General features: G+C 61.4%; 12 protein-coding genes and 1 riboswitch. Of the genes, 5 read left to right on the forward strand and 7 right to left on the reverse strand.

What is annotated here, in order from left to right; translation table 11 throughout:
• Positions 1–33: 33 nt before the first annotated feature.
• Entirely contained in the window at positions 34–1,107 is a 1,074-nt protein-coding gene (locus QRN61_RS12480; RefSeq protein ID WP_285373904.1) for an ABC transporter substrate-binding protein, read from the forward strand.
• A gap of 6 nt (positions 1,108–1,113) precedes the next feature.
• On the opposite strand, the gene QRN61_RS12485 is transcribed toward QRN61_RS12480, so the two are convergent.
• Positions 1,114–1,332: a DUF2970 domain-containing protein gene (locus tag QRN61_RS12485; protein WP_007967863.1), complete on the reverse strand. Its 219-nt coding sequence runs from the start codon at positions 1,330–1,332 to the stop codon at positions 1,114–1,116.
• A 178-nt stretch (positions 1,333–1,510) separates the two neighbouring features.
• Between QRN61_RS12485 and QRN61_RS12490 the strand changes: the two genes are divergently transcribed.
• The gene (locus tag QRN61_RS12490; RefSeq protein ID WP_285373905.1) at positions 1,511–8,527 is read left to right on the forward strand and encodes an NEL-type E3 ubiquitin ligase domain-containing protein; all 7,017 of its coding nucleotides are present in this window, start codon (positions 1,511–1,513) and stop codon (positions 8,525–8,527) included.
• A gap of 50 nt (positions 8,528–8,577) precedes the next feature.
• On the opposite strand, the gene metH is transcribed toward QRN61_RS12490, so the two are convergent.
• Both metH and QRN61_RS12500 read right to left on the reverse strand, forming a co-directional pair.
• Positions 8,578–12,288: a methionine synthase gene (gene metH, locus QRN61_RS12495; RefSeq protein ID WP_285373906.1), complete on the reverse strand. Its 3,711-nt coding sequence runs from the start codon at positions 12,286–12,288 to the stop codon at positions 8,578–8,580.
• 5 nt (positions 12,289–12,293) lie between these two features.
• Positions 12,294–12,545, reverse strand: a complete 252-nt coding sequence (locus tag QRN61_RS12500; protein ID WP_177325655.1) for a hypothetical protein — start codon at positions 12,543–12,545, stop codon at positions 12,294–12,296.
• On the opposite strand from QRN61_RS12500, the gene QRN61_RS12505 reads away from it, so the two are divergent.
• From QRN61_RS12505 to nfuA, 3 genes are all read left to right on the forward strand, one after another.
• Complete coding sequence (locus QRN61_RS12505; RefSeq protein ID WP_285373907.1) at positions 12,445–14,739, forward strand: fatty acid cis/trans isomerase; 2,295 nt, start codon at positions 12,445–12,447, stop codon at positions 14,737–14,739. The two genes, QRN61_RS12500 and QRN61_RS12505, sit on opposite strands and share 101 nt — an antisense overlap.
• Positions 14,740–14,920: 181 nt before the next feature.
• Positions 14,921–15,946, forward strand: coding sequence for an acyltransferase family protein (locus tag QRN61_RS12510; RefSeq protein ID WP_285373908.1), 1,026 nt, complete (start codon positions 14,921–14,923; stop codon positions 15,944–15,946).
• Positions 15,947–16,003: 57 nt separating this feature from the next.
• Positions 16,004–16,588, forward strand: a complete 585-nt coding sequence (gene nfuA / locus QRN61_RS12515) for a Fe-S biogenesis protein NfuA (RefSeq protein WP_003225494.1) — start codon at positions 16,004–16,006, stop codon at positions 16,586–16,588.
• A gap of 171 nt (positions 16,589–16,759) precedes the next feature.
• Here nfuA and cobM read toward each other — a convergent pair whose 3' ends face one another.
• The 4 genes from cobM to QRN61_RS12535 all read right to left on the reverse strand — a co-directional run bounded on the left by cobM (position 16,760) and on the right by QRN61_RS12535 (position 18,905).
• Positions 16,760–17,506, reverse strand: coding sequence for a precorrin-4 C(11)-methyltransferase (cobM, locus tag QRN61_RS12520; protein ID WP_285373909.1), 747 nt, complete (start codon positions 17,504–17,506; stop codon positions 16,760–16,762).
• Between the two features lie 81 nt (positions 17,507–17,587).
• The gene (locus tag QRN61_RS12525) at positions 17,588–18,001 is read right to left on the reverse strand and encodes a cobalamin biosynthesis protein (protein ID WP_098964192.1); all 414 of its coding nucleotides are present in this window, start codon (positions 17,999–18,001) and stop codon (positions 17,588–17,590) included.
• Complete coding sequence (locus tag QRN61_RS12530; RefSeq protein WP_103366942.1) at positions 17,998–18,696, reverse strand: CbtA family protein; 699 nt, start codon at positions 18,694–18,696, stop codon at positions 17,998–18,000. The genes QRN61_RS12525 and QRN61_RS12530 overlap by 4 nt, the downstream gene beginning before the upstream one ends.
• Positions 18,697–18,707: 11 nt before the next feature.
• Positions 18,708–18,905 carry a CbtB domain-containing protein gene (locus QRN61_RS12535; protein WP_003225486.1) on the reverse strand — a complete coding sequence of 66 codons (198 nt, stop codon included), beginning with the start codon at positions 18,903–18,905 and terminating at the stop codon, positions 18,708–18,710.
• 123 nt (positions 18,906–19,028) lie between these two features.
• Positions 19,029–19,250, reverse strand: a riboswitch (cobalamin riboswitch).
• Between the last annotated feature and the right edge of the window lie 230 nt (positions 19,251–19,480).

Consider the following 19,480-nt stretch of genomic DNA (forward strand, 5'->3'; position numbering starts at 1 on the left):
GCGCGGCCATTTTTCCTTGGGCCCGGATCATTCATGTTGAAGTTTTTCCACCTCAGCCTTCTGCTGTTCGGTGCGGTTTTCGGCTCTGCGGCCCGGGCCGAGTCGGTGCTGTTCCTCAACCCGGGCTCGACTCAGGAAGCCTTCTGGGTCAGCTACTCACAATTCATGCAGGCGGCCGCCCGTGACCTGGGCGTCGATTTGCAGATTCTCTATTCCCAGCGCCAGCCGGAATTCACCCTGGCTCAGGCCAGAGTTGCCCTGCAGGGACCGAATCGTCCCGACTATCTGGTATTCGTCAACGAGCAGTACGTGGCGCCGCAGATCCTGCGTATGGCGGAGGGCAGCGGGGTCAAGCTGTTCATGGTCAACGCGGTGCTCACCCCCGATCAGCAGGCGCTGATCGGCGAGCGTGCCGATCGCATCGGCAGCCTGGTGCCGAATGACGAGGAGGGCGGCTACCTGATGATGAAGGAACTGATTCGCCTGCATCCGCCGGTGGCGCGGGGCGAACAGATTGAGGTGCTGGCGTTTTCCGGCCTGAAGATCACCCCGTCAGCGCAATTGCGCGAGCAGGGCATGCAACGCGCTCTGGCCGAGCATCCGCAGGTTCGACTGCGGCAACTGGTGTACGGCGGCTGGACCCGGCAACGTGCCTACGAGCAGGCGCGGCAACTGGTCAGCCGTTATCCGAAGGTGTCGCTGGTGTGGGCAGCCAATGATGAAATGGCTTTTGGCGCCATGCATGCGTTTGCCGAAGCCGGCAAAGTCCCGGGCAAAGATGCGCTGTTCAGCGCAGTCAACACCTCGCCCGAGGCGTTGCGGGCGGTGGTCGATGGGCGCTTGAGCGCGCTGGTGGGCGGTCACTTCACTCTCGGCGGGTGGGCGCTGGTGGAGTTGCACGATTATGAGCAGGGCGTCGATCTGGATCGTTATGGCGGACGTGACCGGCAATTGTCGCTGCTGCAACTGATCGACAAGCATCAGGCACAGCAAATGCTGGCCATGGGCGCCGCGCCGGATTACGGCGTGAGTTTTCGCAAGTTGTCGGCCAAGGAGCGTCCCGCGTCTTATCGCTACCCGTTCAGCCTGCAGATCCTGATGCACTGAACCCTGTCAGACCCCGGCGAAATGCAGTACCAGCTTGACGATGACAAACAGCGTCAAAGCGAACACGGCGGTGAAGCCGATCCCCAGGATCACGAAATGGCTGGGCTTGCCATGGGTGAAGTCCCTTGCCCGATTTTTCCCGCTTTGCACGCCGAATGCCGCAGCCATCACGCTGTGCAGCATCTGCCAGAAGCTCGGTGGCTTGTTGTCGACTGGATCGTCCATAAATCCCCCGTCCGAAAGGCTGTCCCGACAGCATAGTCAATCCAGCGGGTTGTGCCGTGGGTCGCACGCGGGTTCCTGACTTGTCCGGTAACACGTCCGCGCCAATACGATAACTATGTACCGCAGATCACCGTGGCGGACATGGTGTCCTGTCCTCCCATTTTTCAGGAGAGACAGGGTGTCCACTCATCCCCCGACATTGCCCCGCGCACCGGTCAGCGCCAGCCTTCACGGCAAGCTGCTGGAGCAGCTGATCCCCGATTGGCTGATCGCCGCTTCACCCGAGCGGCGAGCCGCGATGAAAGTGGCCAGTACCCGGCCAGCGCACGGCTATCACCATTTCCCGAATGATCAGCAACAAGCCTTGAAAGAGCGGGTCACGGCGGCCTTTGTCGCCCAGAGCCGGCTCGACAAGACCATGGCCGGCCTTGAAAGCGTCGATGCATTTGCCCAGGCGCTGCTCGGCAAGGCACTCAAGAACCAGTTCAACGTGACGGTCGATCTCGACAAGACCTTGCTGTGTCTCAGACGGCCCCTCGAACTCGGGGTGCTGGAAGTTGAAGTTTCCACGTTCGAAGTGTTGAAGCTGCCCTTGCTGCAAGCGGCATTGCACAACTTCGAGGCTTCGGAATGTGAAGCAGGTGCCTATCACGCCAGATCCGGTTTCGTGGTCGAGACGGCAACCCCGGGCGAGTTTCAGGCAGTAGACATCGGCATCACGGTCAGGCAGTTTCTGACGCTGTGTCGTTCGCTGGACGTCGGTGCCCGTTATCAGGCACGGATCAAAGCGTTTTTCGAGAAAACCGACACCTTGCGCCGGCACTTCATTGCCAGCCAGAAAACCGCGTTGCGTGCCGCCGCTGAATGGGCGCTGCTGAAACAGGACATCGAGCCCGCCGACTACCGGATGATTCTGTCGGTGGTGGACGGCCAGATCCACCCGCAGCTCGGCGGCAAGGCCGTGTGGTTTCGTGATCTGAGCCTGATGAAGCGGCGGATGACCGGTTGCGTGGTGTTCAGCATCAGCGAGCGCTACCGCTACACCAACGAATTCATCGTCTACATTCCCCATGACCCGCAACACCCGCTCAAGCGCTACACCATGGCGCAGATGCGTGAGGTGTTCAAAGGCAAGTTCACCGCTGCTGACCCTACGGCTTCCGCGCCAGGCCCGACCGCTTACCAGCAGTTTTTCAGTCAGTTCGTGGCTTATGCCGACCGTCCTTACTGTTTCAGTCAGTTCACCCAAAAGGCTGCGGACTCCCCGAGTGACCCGTTGCATTCGATCTGGGTCAAGGTCGCGCAGCTGATACCGCCATTGTCGACCATCGCGCGGATCAAGGAGCTGCCACCCGAAGCCCCCGGCAAGCGCGAGCCGCAGCCTGACCCGTTTCTCGACCCGTTGCCAACCACGCGCAAAGGCGTGGCCGGGATCTGGGCCGACAACACCGATCTGTGGCAATACCTCTACGAACAGCACCGGGCCAAATTCATCGCCGATGCGCGGGCCCACGCCGTCCCCACTGCGGATGTCGATGCCCGGGTACGCGCAGAAAAACTCAGTCATCTGCTCGAGTTCGGCATGATGGCGTTGAACCTGGTGTCGATGTTTGTCCCGGTACTGGGCGAAATCATGATGACCGTGATGGCCGGGCAACTGCTCTATGAATCATTCGAAGGCGCCATCGAATGGTCGGAAGGTGATCGCCAGGCTGCCAAGGCGCATCTGGTCGATGTGGCGCAGAACCTGGCGCTGATTGGCGTGATGGGCGCGGTCGGCAAGGGCGCAGGCCGACTCCAGGCGGCCTACGCCGAGCCGGTGATCGAGCACTTGCAGCCGGTCGAACGGCCTGACGGCTCGGTCCGCCTGTGGAAGCCTGACCTTGATGCATACGTCAGCGATAGTGTCCTGCCGGCGAGTGCCGTGCCTGATGCGCAGGGCGTGTATCGATTCGACGGCAAGACCTTCATTCGCCAGCAAGGCAAGGTCTACCAGACGCACTACGACGAGACCCTGAAAAGCTGGCGCATCCGCCACCCGTATGATCCTGCGGCGTATCAACCGATCCTTGAGCACAATCGACTGGGGGCCTGGCGCCACAACCTGGAGCGACCGCTGAGCTGGGATCGACTGACCCTGCTGCGGCGCATCGGGCATTCGACTGAGGCGTTTTCGGATGCGCAACTGCTCGAAATCGCCGATGTCAGTGGTGTCAGTGATGAGGCGCTGCGTCAGATGCACCTCGATCATCAGCCAGCGCCACTGGCCCTGGCCGACACCCTGCGCCTGTACGAGGCGGATCAGCAGGTCGGGCGGCTGATCGATCAGGTCGAACGAGGAACCACCCTGGATGATTCGTATCTGCTGACGCTGCCAATGCTCACGCAAATGCCGCGCTGGCCGAGCGGAAAGATTCTGCAAGTCTTCGACGGAGCGCAGCTGTCCGGCCCCAGCCGGCTGTTCGGCGTGGAGTCAGGCTCAGTCGAGGGCCAGATGCGCACGCCGATCCAGGTGACCCGCGCCGAAGTGCTCGACGGCCAATTGCCTGAGCGTATTCTGGCCGCGCTGGATGAGCCGCAAACACGTTGGCTGCTGGGCGCCGAGCCAGCGCGCGTGGTCGAATCGCGGCCGCTGGAACTGCGCAAACAGATCGCCGATTACCTGCGCACCCGGCAACCGGCGATGTTCGACAGGCTCTATGACGAGCCCGCGTTGAACGACCGGCGAATCGCCAGGCTACAAGCCGCCACACCGGGGTTGGGTAGCTCGGCGGCAATCCGCGTGCTGCTGGAGGCGAACGCCGAGGAGCTGGCGCGCCTGCAAAGCGGTCAGCGGGTGCCGTTGCGCCTTCTGGAGATCTCCCGTGAGTTTGCCCGGCAGCGCCGCTTCAACCACGCGGTCGCCGGCCTGCACATGGAAAATTCCGGCGGCAGCGAAAGCCAATGGCTGGCATTGCGCGCCCTGGAACGACTGCCGGGCTGGTCGGACGAGGTGCGTCTCGAGGTGCGCGAAAGTAGCCTCGACGGGCCGTTGATTGACAGCGTCGGCAGCGAAAGTGCCGGCCAGACCAAGTATCTGGTCAAGCGCGGGCCGGTCTATCAGGCGTACAACGAGCGCGGCGAAGCGCTCGACAGTGTTCCGCGTCACGGCGACAACTTCCTTGCCTCAATCCTCCATGCGTTGCCCGATCAGTCGCGGCAGGCCCTGGGTTTTACCCAGGTTGCGCGTAGCGCCGGACTGCGTCGGGCACTGATCGGGTATGTGGCCCGACACCGTGCCGAACTGGCTCGACTGGCGAGCAGGCGCCATGGCCACAAGCAACGCTTCAAGGCGCCGGTGCGGGTACGCCAGCACGGGCTGGGTTATTACGCCAGCGGTCGCGGCGAAGGCGTCAATCCGTTGCTGGTGACGCGCGTGCAGGACGTGTATCCGGCGCTTACCGATCAGCAAGCGGGCGGGTTCATCCTCAAACAACTGGCCGCCGGGCGGACTGACGCGCAGATCTACGAGCTGTTGCAAAGGCGCCTGCGTGAATGGCAGGAACTCGGATCGTCGCTGGCGCAATGGGAAGGTGTGCCGGCCCCGGAGCCGACGCTGGAGTCGATGATCGGCGGCCGATCCAGCGTGGTGCGCAGCCTCAAGCAGAGCTGGCTCAATTCGCCGCTGGCCGATAGCCGCGCGAGTGCCGCACGCCTCGATCTGACCTGCGATGATCCGCTGCCGGTGCTGACGGCGGACTTCTCGCATGTACGCGATCTGCGAGTCAGGGGGCGGTGCATCACTGATGCCAACGTCGATGAACTGTTGGGCAGCTTCCCCAGGCTCAAGGCACTGCGCATCAACGCCACCGCAGAAACGTTCACCAACGTGCCGGCAGTGTTGCAGAACTTGCCGGAATTCACTGACCTGACGCTCTACAGCGCAATGCCTTATGCCGCTGACATGCCGGCACGCCTGGCTCAACTGACCCGTCTTGAAGCATTGAGTGTCAGCACCTCGAGCTATCAGCCGCTGGCCTTCGACGTCAGCGGCATGCGTAATCTGCGCACACTGGAAATCGTCGCCTATTCATTGTTCGACTGGCCTGCGGGTGCGCTGGAGTTACCGGCCCTGGAACGTCTGAACCTCAGAGACACGGGGATCAGCACCGTGCCGGCAGCACTGCTGCAGGGCCATGAAAAACTCTGGTCGGGGCTGTCGCTGGACTGGTCAAGATTCTCCCGGGAAAACTTCACTGGCGTGTACGAATACGTCAAGACCCATCCGGAACACCTGATCGATCGAGAGACGATGGTCAGGGATTATTGCCGCGGCGAGTTGCGGCGCCTGGGCGAGGGCGTGAATCAATCGCCCGAGGGGGTGTTCAATCGTTTCTTCGAACAATGGCCGGATGAGCAGCAGCGTTTCACCGCGATCAATGCCTTGAGCGATCAATATGCCGCGCTGGATAGCCAACTCAATCAGTGGCAGCAGCGCGTGGTGGTGTCGGCAGAATCGCTGCGCGAACTTGTCGCGCGATCAAACCTGGCCCATGTCCTGAAAACCAGTTGGCGCAAGGGCATGTTCAAGCGCTATGGCGCGACCATCAGTGCTTCGACCCTGGACTTGTCGGGGCTGATGCTCAGCGAACTGCCGGCGTTACCCGCTGACGCATTTGCGCATGTACGCACGCTGCTGCTCAACGGCCAGCGCGTTGCAGCCGTGCAGATGCGCGGTTTCCTCAGTGCGTTCAGCGAAGTACGAACCCTTGATCTGAGTGACAATGCCTTGCACGAATGGCCGATCGAGTCGCAGAGCCTTTCGCGCCTGGTGCACCTGGATCTGGCCGACAACCAGTTGACCGACGCTTCAGGCCTGGAGCGCGGATTGAGTGAATTGCCTGCGCTCGAACAGTTGAATCTGCGGAACAATCCGCTGAGCGAGATGAACGTTGGCAGCCTGCAGCGCTTGAAGGCCCTCGACCTGCAGGCAACGCACCTGCAACAGTGGCCGACAGGGGCCGAAGGTCTGCCGCAACTGGCGTGGCTGGATCTGCGCGACACCCGTATCAGCACGCTGCCGCCTGCCGTGCTTGAAAGCACCGCACTGCTCAATACCAACCTGACCGGTACGCCGCTGACCGCCGCGGCGTCGGCTGAACTGCGTCTGGCCCAACGGCGGCTCGAAGACACCCTCGGCCTGCCTGCCGGCGCACTGGATGCGTTTGCCCGGCAGCCGGTGCCGGCGACCTTTCCGCCGGCAGAGAACGGTGTATCAGTGGCCCGCCAGTTGCTGCCGCTGACGCAGGCGCCGGTCAGTACCGGGCTGACACGGATGCGCCAGGACCTGCAGCGAGTGCAGCCGGCCCTTAGCGATGAACAAGCCACGCAAATGATCGAGGCGCTGCGCAATGAGGGTGCGACCGAAGTGCAGATCAGCGAGCGGATCACCGGTTGGAGTCAGACCTTTGAAACCCTCGTTCGCCAACTCAATGGCTGGCTGTATACCCGGGAAACCCGTGGCGTCGACTGGGTCATCTCCTCGCAATCACGCAGCCTGGCGGCGTGGCGCATCCTCACCTGCTGGCGCGCACGGTTATCGGTTGCCGGGGGCGATGCGGTTCTGGATCTCAACGGCCTGCAATTGGGTGATCTACCGCCGCTGCCCGAGGACTTCGGGCATGTCAGCAGCTTGAACCTGACGGGCACACGAGTGACGGCCGAAGGCAGCAACGGCTTTCTCAAGTCCTTCACTCACCTGCGCGATCTGACCCTCAGTGGCAATGAACTCACCGCGCTGCCTGATGGCGTCCGGCAAATGCCGCAGCTCGAGCGACTCGAGCTGGCCAGCAACAACTTCACTGACACCGAGCCGCTGTATGCCGCGCTGTCCGGTCTGCAGCATTTGCAAACACTGGACCTGAGCTACAACCATCTCGAGGCGTTCGACGCCAGCTACTTCGAGCATTTGCAAAGTCTGGATCTGCGTAATAACAACCTGGCCGAATGGCCGGCCGGGACGCTGGATGCGCAGCACCTGCGGACACTCAACCTCAGTCGCAACGACATCACCGCCATCCCCGAACAGGCGCTGGACGGTCAGCACGATGAGCTGATGGACGGCACCGACCTGACTGACAACTACAACCTCTCGGAGGAATCCCTTGAAAGGCTCAGAACCTATCAGGCTGCGGGTAACCGCCCGCGAGTGCTCGGTTTTTCCAGTTCCGATCTGGAGGAAATGGCTGACGACGTTGCCGGCGGGCTCAGTGAAACCACCGACAGCATCGAGTCCGACGAAACCCTCCCGGGCGAACAGGCCCATGCGCAACAGAAAGCACCGTGGCTGGCGAATCTGCCGGCGGAGCAGGCGTTGGCACGCGACAAACTCTGGGATCAACTCGCTGCCGAACCGGATAGCGCGGCATTCTTCCATTTGCTTGATCGATTGCAGGACACCCAGGAGTTTCGCGTAGCCAACGCCGATCTGACGCGACGGGTGTGGATGGTCATGGAGGCGGCGGCCGCCAACAGTGAGCTGCGCGAGGTGATTTTCGCCGGCTCGGCCACACACGGGACTTGCGTGGACGGGCGCATCCTTACGTTCAGTGGTCTGGAGAGCAAGGTCTTCACTTACAACGCCTTGATCGATTTACCGGCCGGCCGCCCAGGCATCCGCGGTGAAGCCTTGTTGTCGCTGTCGCGGCAGCTGTTCCGGCTGGACAAGGTCGATGAACTGGCAAAAGCGGCGGCTGCGCGCAGTGGTTTCGACGAAGCCGAAGTTCGCCTCGGTTACCGGATCGGTCTGACCGGGGGCTGGGACGATGGACTGGAGTTGCCCGGGCAGCCGAAAAACATGAAATTTGTCTCCGGTGTCACCCCGCAGCAGTTGGTCAATGCGCGGGCCGAGGTGGTCAGCGCGGAACGCTCCGAGAGATTTCTGGAGGACCTGATCCAGCGCGATTACTGGCTGGACTATCTCAAGGAGCAGCAGCCCGAAGCGTTCAGGCAAATGGATGAAACGCAGTTGCTGGAGGAGGGCGAGGACGAAGCTCTGAGTGCTGACGATCCGCTGTATCTGAGCAGGCTGTTCGATCAGGCGGCGGCGCGAAATGCCAGGCTCATCGAATTGTCGCGACAGGAGATCGAACGGATCGGTTTGTCTGCCGGCAACGCACAACGGCCCGGTACATCCGGGCCATTGTCAGGCGGGTAAAACCCGCTGAACGGTCAGTCCCCGGCAGGTCCGGGGACTGAGCGTTGCGCTTATTCGTCGTAACCGAGGTTCGGCGCCAGCCAGCGCTCGGTCACGCTCAGTTCCTGACCTTTGCGCGAGGTGTAGCTCTGCACCTGATCCTTGTCGACCTTGCCGACGGCGAAGTATTGCGCCTGCGGATGGGCGAAGTACCAGCCGCTGACCGCCGCTGCCGGGAACATCGCGTAGTGTTCAGTGAGGAACACGCCGCTGCGGCCCGCGCGCATTTCGCTGGCTTCAGGATCGAGCAGGGTGAACAGCGTGGCCTTCTCGGTGTGATCCGGGCAGGCCGGATAACCCGGTGCCGGACGGATACCGGAGTACTGCTCTTTGATCAGCGCGTCGTTGTCCAGCGCCTCATCCTTGGCGTAACCCCAGTGCTCTTTGCGCACTTGCTGGTGCAACCATTCCGCGCAGGCCTCGGCCAGACGGTCGGCCAGTGCCTTGACCATGATCGAGTTGTAATCGTCGCCAGCGTCCTGATAGGCCTTGGCGACTTCTTCGGCGCCGATGCCGGCGGTGGTGATGAAACCACCGACGTAGTCGGTCACTTCGCTGTCTTTCGGTGCAACGAAGTCGGCCAGCGAGAAGTTTGGCTTGCCGTCGGTCTTGATGATTTGCTGACGCAGGTGATGCAGGCGCGCCATGGGCTTGCCGTCATCGCCGTACAGTTCGATGTCGTCGTCATGCACCTGATTGGCCGGCCAGAAACCGAACACCGCACGGGCGCTGATCAGCTGCTCGTCGATCAGCTTGGTGAGCATCTCGCGCGCGTCCTTGTACAGCGCGGTGGCGGCTTCACCGACCACTTCGTCTTCGAGGATGCGCGGGAATTTGCCGGCCAGGTCCCAGGAGATGAAGAACGGCGTCCAGTCGATGTACTCGGCCAGAACGTTGAGGTCGATGTTGTCCAGCACGCGGGTGCCGGTGAAGGTCGGTTTGACCGGCGTGTAGCTGGCCCAGTCGAACTGTGGCTTCTTGGCAATCGCCGCCGCGTAGCTCAGTCGCTCGGTACGGGCGCTGCGGTTGGCGGTGCGCTCACGCACATCGACGTATTCCAGACGGGTCTTCTCGACGAAACCGGCCTTGAGTTCCTTGGACAGCAACTGCGTCGCCACACCGACCGCACGCGAGGCGTCGGTGACGTAGACCACCGCATCGTTGCTGTACTTCGGCTCGATCTTCACTGCGGTGTGCGCCTTGGAGGTGGTCGCGCCACCGATCATCAGCGGCAGGTGGAAATCCTGACGCTGCATTTCCCGGGCAACGTGGACCATCTCGTCCAGCGACGGCGTGATCAGGCCGGACAGACCGATGATGTCGCACTTTTCTTCCTTGGCCACCTGGAGGATTTTCTCCGCCGGGACCATCACGCCGAGGTCGACGATGTCGTAGCCGTTGCAACCCAGCACCACGCCGACGATGTTCTTGCCGATGTCGTGCACGTCGCCTTTCACCGTGGCCATCAGGATCTTGCCCTTGGCTTCCGGCTTGTCGCCTTTTTCCAGTTCGATGAAAGGGATCAGATGCGCCACGGCCTGCTTCATTACGCGGGCGGATTTCACCACCTGCGGCAGGAACATTTTGCCGGCGCCGAACAGGTCGCCGACGATGTTCATGCCGGACATCAGCGGGCCTTCGATGACTTCGATCGGCCGCGCGAACGACTGGCGCGACTCTTCGGTGTCTTCGACGATGTGGGTGGTGATGCCCTTGACCAGCGCATGCTCCAGACGCTTGTTGACGTCCCAGCTGCGCCACTCTTCGGTCTCGGCTTCCTTGACGCTGCCGTCGCCCTTGTACTTGTCGGCGATGGCGAGGAGGGCGTCGGTGCCTTCCGGCGTGCGGTTGAGGATCACGTCTTCGACGGCGTCGCGCAGCTCCTGCGGGATCTGGTCGTAGATTTCCAGCTGACCGGCGTTGACGATACCCATGGTCAGGCCGGCGCGGATCGCGTACAGCAGGAACACCGAGTGAATCGCTTCACGCACCGGGTTGTTGCCACGGAACGAGAACGACACGTTGGACACGCCGCCGGAACTCAGCGCATACGGCAGCTCGTCGCGGATGTAGGCACAGGCGTTGATGAAGTCCACAGCGTAGTTGTTGTGTTCTTCGATGCCGGTGGCCACGGCGAAGATGTTCGGATCGAAGATGATGTCTTCCGGCGGGAAGCCGACTTCGTTGACCAGAATGTCGTAGGAGCGTTTGCAGATTTCTTTCTTGCGCGCTTCGGTGTCGGCCTGGCCGGCTTCGTCGAACGCCATCACCACCACCGCCGCGCCGTAGCGTTTGCACAGCTTGGCGTGATGGATGAACTGCTCGACGCCTTCTTTCATGCTGATCGAGTTGACGATGCCCTTGCCCTGAATGCACTTCAGACCGGCTTCGATCACTTCCCATTTCGAGGAGTCGATCATGATCGGCACGCGGGAGATGTCCGGCTCACCGGCGATCAGATTGAGGAAGGTCACCATGGCCTTCTTCGAATCGAGCATGCCTTCGTCCATGTTGATGTCGATCACCTGCGCGCCGGCCTCGACCTGCTGCAGGGCGACTTCCAGGGCTTCGGTGTAGTTGTCTTCACGGATCAGACGGGCGAACTTGGCGGAACCGGTGATGTTGGTGCGCTCGCCGACGTTGACGAACAACGAGCTGCGATCGATGGTGAACGGCTCCAGGCCCGACAGGCGGCAGGCCTTGGGGATGTCCGGAATCTGCCGCGGTGCGTAACCGGCCACGGCCTTGGCGATGGCTTCGATGTGGCCCGGGGTGGTGCCGCAGCAACCGCCGACGATGTTGAGGAAGCCGCTCTGGGCGAATTCTTCGATGACTTTGGCGGTTTGCGCCGGCAACTCGTCGTACTCGCCGAACTCGTTCGGCAAACCGGCGTTCGGGTGCGCGGAAACGTGAGTGCTGGCCTTGTTCGACAGCTCTTCCAGGTAGGGGCGCAGCTCACTGGCGCCGAGCGCGCAGTTGAGGCCGACCGAGATTGGCTTGGCGTGGGCCACCGAGTTCCAGAATGCTTCGGTGGTCTGGCCCGACAGGGTGCGGCCGGACGCATCGGTGATGGTCCCGGAAATCATGATCGGCAGTTCGATGTGCAGCTCTTCGAACACCCCTTGCACGGCGAAGATCGCGGCTTTGGCGTTGAGCGTGTCGAAAATGGTTTCGATCAGGATCAGATCGACGCCGCCCTCGATCAGGCCCTTGGTGGCCTCGGTGTAGTTCTCCACCAGTTCATCGAAGGTGACGTTGCGGTAGCCGGGGTTGTTCACGTCTGGCGACAGCGAGCAGGTACGGCTGGTCGGGCCGAGCACGCCGGCGACGAAACGTGGCTTGTCCGGGTTTTCGGCGGTCTTGGCGTCGGCCACCTTGCGCGCCAGTCGCGCGCCTTCTACGTTTAATTCGTACGCCAGCTCTTCCATGCCGTAGTCGGCCATGGAAATGCGCGTGGCGTTGAAGGTGTTGGTTTCCAGAATGTCGGCGCCGGCATCCAGATAGGCCTTTTCGATGCCGCCGATCACGTCCGGACGGGTGATCACCAGCAGGTCGTTGTTGCCCTTGACGTCACTCGGCCAGTCAGCGAAGCGTTTGCCGCGATAATCCTGCTCTTCGAGCTTGTAGCTCTGGATCATCGTGCCCATGCCGCCGTCGAGAATCAGGATGCGCTCTTTGAGGGCTTGCTTGAGAGCTTGAAGGCGGACGCTGCGATCGGACATTGGGACTACTCGAAAAGACCATGACGAAGGGCCGGGATCATAACAAACCTGTGCGCTTTTGGAGCACGTGCTGCTTTTGCATGAATATCGTTCATGTTGGTGCGAGCGTCATACTGTAGAATCGCGGGCGTTTTTTTCACGATCGGGATCATGGGCATGTCGTACCGCGTCATCAGCATTTTCTTGCTGTTCTTAAGCTGGGGCGCCATTGCGCAGGAACCCGCGATCTCACCTTCTATTTCATATACGCGTGACATCCAGCCAATCTTCACCGAGAAGTGTGTGGCCTGCCACGCCTGCTACGACTCGGCGTGCCAGCTCAATCTGGGCAGCGGCGAAGGCGCAGGGCGGGGCGCGAGCAAGATGCCGGTCTACGACGGCGAACGCACTCAGGCGGCGCCGACCACGCGGCTGTTCTACGACGCCTTCGGCAAACGTGCCTGGCAGCAGAAGGGCTTTTATTCGGTACTCGACGCTCAGGGCAGCCAGGCGGCGCTGATGGCGCGGATGCTGGAACTGGGGCACAAAACCCCGCTGACCCCGAATGCCAAGCTGCCGGAAGACATCGTCCTCGGCCTGCAACGGGAAAACATGTGCGCGATGCCCGCCGAGTTTGACGGCTATGCCGGCGCTCACCCGAAAGAAGGCATGCCGCTGGCGGTGACCGGGCTGACCGATCAGCAATACCAGACCCTGCAACGCTGGCTGGCGTCCGGTGCGCCGATCGACGAGCAAGGCCTGGCGCCGAGCGCCAAGGAAGCGCTGCAAATCGTCCAGTGGGAAAACCTGCTCAATGCGCCGGGGGCGCGGCAGAGTCTGGTTGGGCGCTGGCTGTTCGAACACTGGTTCCTCGCGCATATCTATTTCAAGGACGGTGAGCCGGGGCACTACTTCCAGTGGGTGCGTTCGCGCACGCCGACAGGGCAGCCGATCGACCTGATCGCCACCCGCCGCCCGAATGACGATCCGGGCACTCAGGTGTATTACCGCTTGTGGCCGGTGCAAGGGGTGATCGTGCACAAGACCCACATCACCTATCCGCTGAGTGCGGCGAAGATGGCGCGGGTCAAGAGTCTGTTCTACAGCGGCAACTGGCAGGTCAATGCGCTGCCGGGTTACGGCCCGCAGAGCCGGGCCAACCCGTTCGCCACTTTCGAGGCGATTCCGGCGCAGGCGCGTTATCAGTTCATGCTCGATAACGCTGAATACTTTGTCCGCACCTTTATTCGCGGTCCGGTGTGCCGTGGGCAGATTGCGACGGATGTGATCCGCGATAACTTCTGGGCGCTGTTCCAGGCGCCGGAACACGATCTTTACATCACCGACCCCAACTATCGCGGCCAGGCCACGCCGTTGCTGGCAATGCCTGGGCAGAACGATGACGTCGGCAGTGTGCTGAGCCTGTGGCACAACTACCGCAACAAGCGCAATGAATACGAAGCTCTGCGCCGCGACAGCTACGCCGAACTGCCGGCTCCGAGCTGGTCAACCCTGTGGGCCGGCAACGACAACGCGCTGCTGAGCATTTTCCGCCACTTCGACAGTGCGTCGGTGACCAAAGGCCTGATCGGCGAAGTGCCACAGACCATGTGGCTGTTCGACTATCCACTGCTGGAGCGCACCTATTATCAGTTGGCGGTCAATTTCGATGTGTTCGGCAACGTCTCCCATCAGGCGCAAACCCGCCTGTATTTCGACCTGATCCGCAACGGCGCCGAGCAGAACTTCCTGCGCCTGATGCCGGCCGATTCCCGCGAGGACTACCTCGACGATTGGTACCAAAGCAGCGGCCAGTTCAAGATGTGGCTCGACTATGAGGCGATCGACGACGACAAACCGACCGCGCTGAAACTCGATCCGAAGGACCCGAAATACGACTTCGCCATGCAGTTGCTGGCGCGTTACGGCGACCTGAATGCGCGGCCGGATCCGATCAATCGCTGTGACGGCGCCTATTGCTCGCGACCGAATATCGACCCGGCGCTACAGAACGCCGAGCAGGCGCTGAGTCGCCTGACCTCGCGTCCGGCCGGCGGTTTGAAGGTGATCGACCAATTGCCGGAAGCAACCATGCTGCGCATCGAATCTCGCAGCGGCAAACGCGAGGTGTACAGCCTGCTGCGCAATCGCGCGCACAGCAACGTGGCGTTCCTGTTGGGCGAGTCGCTGCGCTATCAGCCAGGGCTGGACACCTTGACCATTTACCCGGGCGTGCTCAGCAGCTATCCGAACTTCATCTTCAACATTCCGGCCGAGCAAGTATCGGAATTTGTCGATGCCATGGAGAATGCCAAGGATGCCGATCGTTTCGAGAAAATCGTCGAACGCTGGGGGATCCGTCGCAGTCATCCGCAATTCTGGTTCTATTTCCACGACCTGAGCCAATACCTCCACGAAACTGACCCGGTGGAAGAGGGCGTGCTGGACATGAACCGCTACGAGAATCTTTGATCGTTTACTACAGGCCGACTGTCACAGCTTCAGGTAACACACAAATCCCCTGTGGGAGCGAGCCTGCTCGCGAAGGCGGAGTGTCAGGCACCGAATAAGTTGAATGTGCCGTCGCTTTCGCGAGCAGGCTCGCTCCCACAGGGTGAAGTGGTGTTTTTGCAATTGTGATCGGGAGCGGCCGATGTTGATTTCAGTGCAGGCCCTGCGGGCGCTTGCCGCGTGGACGGTGGTCTGTCACCACTTCATGCAGATTTTCTTCGACTTCAAGGCGCGCGGCCCGGTCGGGCAGTTCTTCATCGACAAAGGCGCAGTCGGCGTCGATGTTTTCTTCGTCATCAGTGGTCTGGTGATTTTCCTCTCCACCGAAAGCAAAGCACTGCCGCCCGCGCGCTTCCTGCTGTACCGACTTTTTCGCATCGTCCCGGCGTACTGGCTGTACACGCTGTTGATGGCGTTGCTGGTGCTGTTCGCCCGGCCAATGTTGCCGGATCAGACGGTGGACTGGGCGCATTTCCTCGCGTCGCTGTTATTCATTCCTGCGCAAAACCCCGGCGGCTACGGGATTTATCCGACGCTGAATGTCGGCTGGACGCTCAACTACGAAATGCTCTTCTATGTGTTGTTTGCATGCGCGCTGGTGTTCCGCTGGCAGGTGCGCTTGCTGGTGGTCGCCGCGTTGCTGTTTTCGGTGTGTCAGGCGTTCGGCTGGCTCAACGAGTTTTACCGTTCCGACATCGTCTACGAGTTTCTGCTGGGGATCGGCATTGGCGTGCTCTATCGCCGGGGCTGGATTGGCGCCGGCCTGTGGCTGCCGCTGTTGGCGATGAGCGCTGCGATGATGGCGATCTATCACTTGGCACCGGCGCCAAGGTTATTGAACTGGGGCGTGCCGAGCGCGGTGCTGGTGATGGCTTGCATGGCGCTGGAGCGCTACGTCGAGCGCAATCGGGTGATGAAATGGCTCGGTGACTGTTCCTATTCGGTGTATCTGATGCACGTGTTGGTGTTGTCGGTTGGTGGTTTTATCGCGCGACGCTACGGAATCAACCCGTATCTGATGTTCATCGTCTGCGCTCTGGCGATTGGTGTGGGGTCATGGTTGAGCTACGAATGGGTGGAAAAACGCAGCTATCAGTGGCTTAAAGCGCGGATCGAGGGCGAACCGATGCGCGCACCTGTCGAGAATCTTTCCCGACAAAAATACTAGGACTTTGTCCGGCGCAATGATTGGCGTAAACTGCGCCCAAGCCTGCGAGGAGTTTCCATGACCGCTATTACCATTACCGACGCCGCCCACGATTACCTGGCCGATCTGCTCTCCAAGCAGAACACTCCAGGCATCGGCATCCGCGTCTTCATCACCCAGCCTGGCACCCAGTACGCCGAAACCTGCATTGCCTACTGCAAGCCGGGCGAAGAAAAACCTGAAGATACCGCGCTGGGGCTGAAAAGCTTCACCGCCTATATCGATTCGTTCAGCGAAGCGTTCCTTGACGACGCCGTCGTCGATTACGCCACCGACCGCATGGGCGGCCAACTGACCATCAAGGCGCCAAACGCCAAAGTCCCGATGGTCAATGCCGACAGCCCGGTCAACGAGCGCATCAACTACTACCTGCAAACCGAAATCAACCCGGGGCTGGCCAGCCACGGCGGTCAGGTCAGCCTGATCGATGTGGTCGAGGACGGCATCGCCGTGTTGCAGTTCGGTGGTGGTTGCCAAGGCTGCGGCCAGGCCGATGTGACCCTGAAGGAAGGCATCGAGCGCACCTTGCTCGAACGTATTCCAGAGCTCAAAGGTGTGCGCGACGTGACCGACCACACGCAGAAAGAAAATGCCTACTACTGAGTAAGGTGTTCACTGCGAACATGAAAATGGCGCTGTGGCGAGGGAGCTTGCTCCCGCATGACTGCGAAGCAGTCACAAACCGGACAATGCATTTACCCGTGATGAATGGATTGTCTGGTTTTGGGATCGCTCCGCGATCCGGCGGGAGCAAGCTCCCTCGCCACAATTGCTTCAGGGCCTGTAGAGATGCGCATGCCCCGCACGATACAGCGACGATTCGCTAAACACCTCACTGCCCAACACCCGCCCGACCAGAATCAACGCCGTGCGCCGAAACCCCTTGGCCTCCACCTTCTCGGCAATATCCTCCAGCGTCCCCACCACCCAATCCTGATCCGGCCACGTCGCCCGGTGAATCACCGCAATCGGGCAATCCGCGCCGTAATGCGGCAGCAGTTCGGCGATGATTTTCTGCAGATGATTGACCCCCAGATGAATCGCCATGGTCGCGCCATGCTGCGCCAGACTGCTCAACTCCTCACCCGCCGGCATTGCGGTCTTGTCCGCGTAGCGGGTCAGAATCACGCTCTGCGAAACGTCCGGCAGTGTCAGTTCCGCGCCTAGCAAGGCTGCACACGCTGCGGTCGCGGTGACGCCGGGAATGATCTCGAACGGAATATTCAGCTCGCGCAGATAACGAATCTGCTCGCCAATCGCGCCATACAGACTCGGATCACCCGAATGCACCCGCGCCACGTCCTGGCCCTTGGCATGGGCGGATTTGATCAGTTCAATGATCTGCTCCAGATGCAATTCGGCGCTGTTGACCACGGTTTCAGCCTGATGCCCCTCCAGCACAGCGGCAGGTACCAGCGAGCCTGCGTAGATGATCACCGGGCAACTGCGGATCAGCCGCTGGCCTTTGACGGTGATCAGTTCCGGGTCGCCGGGGCCGGCGCCGATGAAGTAGACGGTCATGAAGAAATCCTGTGAAAAACGGGGCAGGGCAACGCTTCAGATGAAGATTGCTCATGATCAAACGGGGGGATTATCGGGAATTTACGCAGCGCCGGCCAATGCCAAGGTTGCCTGAGCGTATTTTTGCCGGGAAATCAGCAGTTTTGCCGGTGCCTGAATCAACTGTTCGGCAAGGGCCAGGGCGGCACTTTCCGCCACGCCGTAGCAACCGGTACGCTCGTAGGCGATCTGCGAATGGTGGCTCAGACGTTGCTGATAATTGGCCAGTTCGTCGCTGCTGAAATACAACAGCGGCAACGCCAGTTGGCTGGCCAGTTCCTGCAGGCCGGGTTCATCGCGTTTAAGGTCGATGCTGGCCAAGGCCTTGACCGCTTCAAGTTCTATACGATGCGCCTGCAACGCCTGATCGAGTAACGCGCGCAGCGTGCTGACCGGGCAGCCGCGCTGGCAGCCCAGGCCGACCACAAAGGTCGGCGCTGCGCGGTCATCGGTCATGCGTGGTATTGACCATCGCTTTTGCGGCGGAACAACCAGGCGCTGATCAGGCCCAGGGCCAGCCAGAACGCCACGTTGGTCAACTGCGAAGCGATTTTGAACTGAGTTTCCAGCGCCTCCGGGGCGAGCATCGAATGCACTTCCGGTTGCGGCGCGCCGATCACGTGCGGCACGGCGAGGATCGCCACGCCGAGCAGCTTCATCAACCAGTGGCGGCTGAACACAATCAACGCCAGGCCAACAGCGGTGGAAGCGGCGGTGCCGATCCACCAGGTTTGCCGCGACGCCAGATCGGCTGCAGCGGTGCCCGGCAGTTCAGGCGGCAGGCCCAGGGTCGGTGCGAGCACGAAGGTCGCGTAACCGGCCAGGCCCCAGAGCAGGCCTTGCGAGGTTTTGGTCGGTGCACGCAGGGTGTACAGGCCAGCGAGCATCAGGGCGAACCCGACCGCCACCACCAGATTGCCGCCGGTGGTCGAGACCACGCGTTGCCAGCCGTCTTCCGGCTCCCAGGCTTCGGCGTCATGGGTGTGTGCGGCCGTGCCGGCGGCGTGTTCGTGAACGGCCACCGGTTCGGACTTCTCGAAGGTTTCGGCCTGCAGAATCAGCGGCGAGACCCAGAAGCTTTGCAGCAACGTCAGCAGCAGGGCGGCCAGCAGGCCGGTGAAGCCTGCGGTTTGCGCGATACGCTTGATCATGTCGGCAGGTCTCAGTGGCACGGGAACGCGGCGCTGTGGCGGGTATCGTGAGCGGCGTTGTGCACCGCTTCGATGTGCGAGAAACCGGCGAAGTACACAAGGCTGGCACCCAGAATCGACGCGAAGATCGCGGCGGTCAGGCGTTGGCTCAAGGTGGCGGTGCTGGAGATTTTGTCGGTGTTGCTGCCGGTGCTGCTGATGATCGACATGGCGCTTCCCTCTGGAGTGTCAGCGGGTGATATAGAGCGCATGAAAACCCCTGCGAGTCGGGCACGCAGAGGTTCGAACAGCGCCCGCCCACCGCGGGTTTGTTATGTTCAGCGACGCAAACTGCGCACTGTGTGTTGCGGGCCGGTCTCCGGGCTCACGAGGGGTTGGCGTCTGGCCGACCTGCAAGCGTCACCTTCCCATGCCGCGTTGGCACAGTGGATCTGACGCTTCGCTCGCTTACCGTTGCGGGGGCAGCACCGGACTGACATGGCTTTGAGTAAAGCACATGATTCACCGGTTTCCCGTTTCACCCTGTGAAGGGCACCCGTAACAAGTTGTGTAGGAGACCATGAGGGGAGGATTTGAGTCAATTGGGATTGGGGGCATATCCGTTGCTGCGGTAACGGCCACTTAGGGTTCCGCCCTTACGGCGGGTCACTTTTGGCAAACGCCCCAAAAGTAACCAAAAGGTCTTTGCCCTGACGTTCGGCCCTCGCCTAGGCTCGGGTTCCTTCGCTCCGGGATTCATCCGGGGGCAGCGCCTACGGTTTGCTTCGCTGCACCTCCTCTCGCT

It is taken from the genome of Pseudomonas sp. lyk4-TYG-107 (assembly GCF_030209055.1).
GTDB lineage: Bacteria > Pseudomonadota > Gammaproteobacteria > Pseudomonadales > Pseudomonadaceae > Aquipseudomonas > Aquipseudomonas putida_A.